Source organism: Kitasatospora sp. NPDC057595 (genome assembly GCF_042800875.1).
Taxonomy (GTDB): Bacteria; Actinomycetota; Actinomycetes; order Streptomycetales; family Streptomycetaceae; genus Kitasatospora.
On the sequence record NZ_JBHVGL010000007.1, the window covers coordinates 90,755 to 97,284 of the forward strand.

5 protein-coding genes are annotated in these 6,530 nt (G+C 75.9%); 2 read left to right on the forward strand and 3 right to left on the reverse strand.

The window, feature by feature from the left end; translation table 11 throughout:
- Positions 1–120: 120 nt before the first annotated feature.
- Complete coding sequence (locus ACFU9E_RS13465; protein WP_380687748.1) at positions 121–357, reverse strand: chaplin; 237 nt, start codon at positions 355–357, stop codon at positions 121–123.
- Positions 358–502: 145 nt separating this feature from the next.
- Positions 503–3,100 carry a SpoIIE family protein phosphatase gene (locus ACFU9E_RS13470; RefSeq protein ID WP_380687746.1) on the reverse strand — a complete coding sequence of 866 codons (2,598 nt, stop codon included), beginning with the start codon at positions 3,098–3,100 and terminating at the stop codon, positions 503–505.
- Positions 3,101–3,296: 196 nt separating this feature from the next.
- On the opposite strand from ACFU9E_RS13470, the gene ACFU9E_RS13475 reads away from it, so the two are divergent.
- On the forward strand, positions 3,297–4,214 hold the full coding sequence (locus ACFU9E_RS13475) for a diiron oxygenase (protein ID WP_380687744.1): 918 nt from the start codon (positions 3,297–3,299) through the stop codon (positions 4,212–4,214).
- A 62-nt stretch (positions 4,215–4,276) separates the two neighbouring features.
- Positions 4,277–5,890, forward strand: coding sequence for a 4Fe-4S binding protein (locus ACFU9E_RS13480; protein WP_380687742.1), 1,614 nt, complete (start codon positions 4,277–4,279; stop codon positions 5,888–5,890).
- A 205-nt stretch (positions 5,891–6,095) separates the two neighbouring features.
- Here ACFU9E_RS13480 and ACFU9E_RS13485 read toward each other — a convergent pair whose 3' ends face one another.
- Positions 6,096–6,317, reverse strand: coding sequence for a hypothetical protein (locus ACFU9E_RS13485; RefSeq protein ID WP_380715006.1), 222 nt, complete (start codon positions 6,315–6,317; stop codon positions 6,096–6,098).
- Positions 6,318–6,530: the final 213 nt, after the last annotated feature.

Here is a 6,530-nt window from a genome sequence, read left to right on the forward strand (position 1 = left end):
CCGGTCGCCTGATCGACACCGCGCCGCCCGGGGCTCCCGGGCGGCGCGGTTCGTTCTTCGGCCGACGCGCGGACGCGGGCCCGCCCGAGTGGGCGGACCCGCGTCGCGGTGCCGGTGGTCCTACTTGTTGATGCAGACGTTGCCGAAGGCCGGGTTGGCCAGCCCGATGATGTCGATCGAGTTGCCACAGAGGTTGATCGGGATGTGGACCGGGATCTGGATCTGGTTGCCGGACAGGACGCCGGGGGAGTTGGCGGCGATGCCCTCGGCGACGGAGTCGGCGGCGGCGGTGCCGCCGCCGGCCAGCAGGGCGGCCGACGCGAGGATGCCGGCGGCGAGGGCGGTGCGAGTGCGCATGTCTCTCCTTGTGAGGGGATGAGTTGGCAGATCAGAGCACCATCACACCGGTGAGGGGTGGCGATCCCGGCGCATTGCTCGCAACGAGGGCGTGTCTTCGCCACCGCCCGCCGTACGGGGTGCGCCGATCGGCGCACGGGGTCTGTCAGCCGACCGGCGGGAGGTCCTGCTCGGCCCAGATGGTCTTGCCCTGGCGGGTGTAGCGGCTGCCCCAGCGGGTGGTGAGCTGGGCGACCAGGTAGAGACCGCGGCCGCCCTCGTCCGTCAGGCGGGCGCGGCGCATCCGGGGCTGGGTGGCGCTGGGGTCGGAGACCTCGCAGGTGAGCCGTTCGGCGCGGATGAGGCGCACGCCCACCGGACCGCCCGCGTAGCGGATCGCGTTGGTGACCAGCTCGCTCAGCACCAGTTCGGTGGTGAACGCCAGCTCCTCCAGCCCCCAGGCCAGCAACTGCGCGGTCGCGGCCTCCCGGACCCGCGCGACCGCCGCCGGGTCCGCCTCCAGCGTCCAGCCCGCGGTGTCCTCCGGCGGCACCGCCCGGGTCCGGGCCAGCAGCAGGGTGACGTCGTCGGTGAGCCGGTGGGCCGGGAGGTCGGCGACGAGGTCCCGGCCGAGCTCGCGCAGCGCGGCGCCGGCCGGGGGCACGGAGCCGTCCGGCGGGGCGGCCGCGGCGGCGAGCCGGTGGGACAGCTCGTCCATGCCCTCCTCCAGGTCGTCCGCGTACCCGAGCAGCAGCCCGTCGGTGTACAGCGCCAGCAGGCTGCCGGGTTCGAGGTCGACCTCGGTCACCTCGAACGGCAGCCCGCTCACGCCGAGCGGCGGCCCGGGCCGCAGCGGCACGTACCGCACCCGGCCGTCCGGTGCCGCGACGGCGGGCGGCGGGTGGCCCGCCGAGGCCATCGCGCAGCGTCGTGACACCGGGTCGTACACCGCGTACACGCAGGTGGCGCCGAACGGCACGGTCTGCTGGTCGTCGGGGGTGTCGTGGGCACCGTCGCTCCACGCGCCGTGGCTCACCGGGGGCAGGGTGGCCGCGGTCGCCCCGGGCTCCGCGCCGGGGCCGTCCTCCTCCTCGTCCGGCCGTTCGGCCTCCACCATCAGCTGGGCGACCAGGTCGTCGAGGTGGACCAGCAGTTCGTCCGGCTCCAGGTCGAGATCGGCCAGGGTCCGGACGGCGGTCCGCAGCCGGCCCATGGTCGCGCTGGCGGCCAGCCCGTGGCCGACCACGTCCCCCGCGACCAGCGCGACCCGGGCGGAGGACAGCGGGATCACGTCGAACCAGTCGCCGCCGATCCCGCTCGCCGTGTCGGTGGGCAGGTAGACGCTGGCGGTGGAGACGGCGGTGGTCTCGGCCAGCGAGGGCGGCAGCAGGCTGCGCTGGAGGCCGACGGCGGCGCGGTGCTCGCGCGCGTAGCGGCGGGCGTTGTCCAGGGCGAGGGCGGCGCGGTCGGCGATCTCGCGCAGCAGCTCCAGGTCGGCCGGCAGGTACGGCGGCCGGTGCGGGGCGCGGTGGACGCTCACCCGGCCGAGCAGACTGCCGCCGGCGCGCAGCGGGACGGTCATCGACGGCGGGAACGCGGTGTGGGTGGTCTGCTCGCCGGGGTCGGCGTGCAGGGTCACCCCGGTGGGCGGGGGCGCCGGGATCCCCGCTCCGTCGGCCTCGGCCCTGGCCGTGCTCGCGACCGCGGTGCGGCGCAGCGGCACCCGGCCGTCCCGGCCCGGGGACGGCTCCCCGCCGGTGAACACGGCCTCGGCGACGTCGATCACCGCGAGGTCGGCGAGCCCGGGCACCGATCCGTCGCCCGCCGAGGGCCCGCCCGGGGCGGACGGTGTGGCGGAGGGCGGGGCCGCGGCGACCGACGTGGCCGACGGGGACGGCGGGGCGAGTACGGCGGCCAGCTCCTCCACCGTCCCGGTGACCGACAGCGAGCCGCCGACGGCCGCCGTCGCCCGGTGCAGCAGGGCGAGCCGCTCGGCGGACCGGTGCAGCTCGGTGACGTCGGTGAACAGCGCGGTCACCCCGATGACCTGCCCGTCGGGGGACTGCAGCCGGAACGCCGAGATCGCCATCACCGCCCCGCCGGCCGGGTCCTCGATGGTGCGGACGATCTCCTCCGCGCCGATCAGCGGCCGGCCGGTGCGCAGCACGTCCTGCAGCCCGCGTTCGACGGCGGCGGCGTCCTGCGCCTCCAGGAAGTCGCCGAGGCGCCGCCCGCGCAGGTCCGGCGGCAGGCCGCTGTAGGGGAGCAGATGGGTGTTGGTGCGTATCAGGCGCAGCCGCTCGTCGAAGACGGCCAGGCCGACCCGGTCCTGGAGGAACAGCTCGCGGGTGAAGGCCTGGTCCTGGCGCGAGCGGGCGATCAGCGCGGTGGGGGCGGCGAGCACGAAGTACCGGGGGGCGCCGGTGCCCGCCGGGCCCGGCGGGGGGTCCTCCGCGGGCGCGTTCAGCGGCAGCACCTGGTAGGAGAGCGCGAGCCGTTCGCCCCGGCCGGAGCGCAGCACCGCCTCGCCGGACCAGCCCTCGGCCTGCTGCTCCGCGGTGAGTTCGGACATCGCCGGCCACCCCGAGGGGTCGTCGAGCAGGTCGTGCACCGGCCGGCCGTGGACCTGGGCGGCACCGAGGGCGAGCAGCCGTTCCGCCTCCGGGGTCCAGCGGACGATGCGGCCGTCCGCGTCGAGCAGGGCGCCCATGGCGTTGACGACGAAGGGGGATCGGCCGCGGTACAGGGCGTCCGCCGTGTCCATCCGGTCCGCTCCTCTCCGTCGGCGGGTTCGCTGCCGCGACCCCTCCATCATCCCCCGGCCCGGCGAGCCCGCCAGTTTCCCGGCGGCGACAGCGCGCTGCACGGGGGGTTCTCGGGCGTCCACTCTTATTGTAATCTCCGTCAATAAGCGGGGCCGGCGGGTTCCCGCGCAGGCCACGCACCTGACGGAGGCAGCCATGGCTCACCCGGCGGAACGCATCCCCACCCGGACCCGCACCGCGGCCGACGACGACGTCGCGAAGCGGCTCCTCGACTCGGCCGCGACCCTCTCCTACGACCCGTCCGTCGAGATCGACTGGGACGCCCCGCTCCCGCCCGGGCACTACGGGCTCAACCCCGAGTGGAGCACCCTCTACGGAACCCCGCTCTGGGCCGAGATGACCGAGGAGCAGCGGGTCACCCTCACCCGCCACGAGGTCGGCTCGATCATGACCACCGGCATCTGGTTCGAGATGATCCTGCAGCAGATGGTGCTGCGCGACCAGTACCTCAAGGACCCCGGCAGCGCCGGGTTCCGCTTCGCGCTCACCGAGATCGCCGACGAGTGCCGCCACTCGATCATGTTCGCCCGCGCCTGCGAGCGGATGGGCGTCCCGCAGTACCGGCCGAACCGGCTCGTCGCCCAGGCCGGGCGTGCCTACAAGTCCCTCGCCCGGGGCGAACTCGCCTACGGCGGCATCCTGGTGGCCGAGGAGGTGCTGGACGTCATGCAGCGTGACTGGATGCGCGGCGAGAACGTCCTCGACATCGTCCGCGGGACCTCCCGGATCCACGTGGTCGAGGAGTCCCGGCACATGAAGTTCGCCCGCCAGGAGATCCGCGAACGGCTGCGCGGAGCCGGCGCCCTGCGCCGTCGCAACGCCGCCTTCGGCATCGCGGCCGGCGCCTTCGTCATCGTCACCAGCATGGTTCACCCGTCCGTGTACAAGGCCGCCGGGCTGGACGTCGCCCGGGCGCTCGCCGAGGTCCGGGCCAGCGAGCACCGGCGCGCCATGATGCGCACCAGCAGCCGCCACCTGATGGCCTTCCTCGCCGAGAACGGCCTGATCACCGGTCCGGCGGCCAAGCTCTACCGGCGCATCCACATGCTCTGACCCACCTCCCACGCCCCGCCCGTCCGCCCCAGCCCCAGCGCAGCGAGGACCCCACCCCCGCCATGGCCTACGCGATCACCCGCACCTGCTGCAACGACGCCTCGTGCGTGTCCGTCTGCCCCGTCAACTGCATCCACCCCACCCCGGACGAGCCGGACTTCGGCCGCACCGACATGCTCTACATCGACCCGGCCGCCTGCATCGACTGCGGCGCCTGCGCGGACGCCTGCCCGGTGGACGCGGTCTTCCCGGTCGACCGGCTGACGGGGCCCGACGCCGCCCACGCCGAGCTCAACCGCGACTTCTTCCGCGACCACCCCGCCGACCACGCCTGGGGCGCGCCCGTCTTCCCGCGCAGCCTGCCCGCCGGCCTCGACCTCGGGCCCGGCCCGCTGCGGGTCGCCGTCGTCGGCACCGGGCCGTCCGCGAGCTACACCGCGCAGGCGCTGCTGCGCTCCACCGGCGCCGAGGTCACCATGCTCGACCGGCTGCCGGTGGCCGGCGGGCTGCTGCGGTACGGGGTCGCCCCGGACCACCAGTCGACCAAGCGGATCGCCGAGAGCTTCGCGTCCGTCTTCCACGACCCGCGGCTGCGGGTCCACCTCAACGTCGAGGTCGGCACCGACCTCGGCCACGCCGAACTCGCCGCCCACCACCACGCGGTGGTGTACGCGGTCGGGGCCGCCGCCGACCGCCGGCTCGGGGTGCCCGGCGAGGACCTGCCCGGCAGCCTTCCCGCCACCACCTTCGTCCGCTGGTACAACGCCGAACCGACGGTGCCGGCCGACGCGGTGACCCTGTCCGGCGGGCCGGGGAGCGGCGCCGACCGGGCGGTGGTGATCGGCAACGGCAACGTCGCGGTCGACATCGCGCGGATCCTGCTCTCCGACCCCGACCGGCTCGCCGCCACCGACATCGCCGACCACGCGCTCGCCGCACTGCGCGGCAGCGCGGTCCGCGAGGTCGTCCTGCTCGCCCGGCGCGGGCCCGAGAACGCCGCGTGGAGCGCGCCCGAGTTCCTCGCCCTCACCCGACTCCCGGGCGTGGACGTCGTGGTGGACGACCGTCCGGAGGTCCGCGGCGCGGCGCTGCCGGCCGGCGTCCCGCTGGAGCGCGTCGACACCGGCGCGCCGCCCCGGCCCGGGCGGCGGATCGTGCTGCGCTTCCACGCCGCGCCCGCCGAACTCCTCGGCGACGGCCGGGTCGAGGCGGTCCGCCTCGCCGGCACCGGCGAACTCCTGCGTACCGCCCTGGTCGTGCGCTCCATCGGCCACCGCGGCGTGCCCGTCCCCGGACTGCCCTTCGACGACACCGCCGGCAGCGTCCCGCACACCGGCGGCCGCGTCCTCGACCCGGCGACCGGCCGGCCGCTGCCCGGCACCTACCTGGTCGGCTGGGCCAAGCGCGGACCCTCCGGCGGCATCGGCGCCAACCGCGCCTGCGCCGAGGAGACCGTGCACGCCCTGATGGACGACGCCGTCGCGGGCACCCTGCCCGTCCCCACCGCCGACCGCAGGTCCTTCGACCGCCTGGTCCGCACCCGCCGCCCCGACGCCCTCGGCCTGCGTCAGCTGCGCGCCATCGACCGCGCCGAACGCGCCCGCGGCGAGGCCACCGGCCGCCCCCGCGTCAAACTCCCCACCGTCCCCGCCCTGCTCGCCGCCGCCCGCCGCTGAACCCCGGGCGACCCCGCGCCCCTCGGGGCCCGACGAGCAGCGGCGCGATCCGGAACTCGGCGTCGCCGACGCGGTACCCCAGCGTCATCCCGGACAGCGTCGTCGAGGAAGACCGGCAGGAGGTCGGACACTCAACTCCTCCCACTCCGGGAAGAGTTCGCCGACCGGAAGTCGGATGGCCTGCTCTTCGGTCCGGCCGACAAGCTCAGCTGAAGAGGACGCCGAGGTCGAGGGGGGTGATCAGGTAGGTGTCCGTGGCCGGGTCGTGGGCGTGGAGGAGGGCGGTGCGGCCGGCCGGGACGGCGGGGTCGCCGGGCGGGGTGCGGACGGCGAGGAGGGCGGGGGAGCCGTCGTCGGTGGTGGTCTCGGCCCAGCCGGAGACGGTGTCGGCGCCGCCCGGGAGGACCGCGCAGACGCGGCCGACCAAGGGGAAGGGCTCGGAAGCGAGGAGGTCCCCCGGCAGTTCGTCGGGAAGCTCCCCGGAGACGGCGTCGACGTGGGGATCGGCGCCGCACCCCCCGCTCCGGGTGCCGGTGGGGCGGGCGGGGCCCGGGCCCCCCCCCCCGCCAGCAACCACCCCCCCCCGCCCACCCCCCCGGCCACCCCGGAAAGGGCCGCCCCCGCGACCCCGCCCAAACCC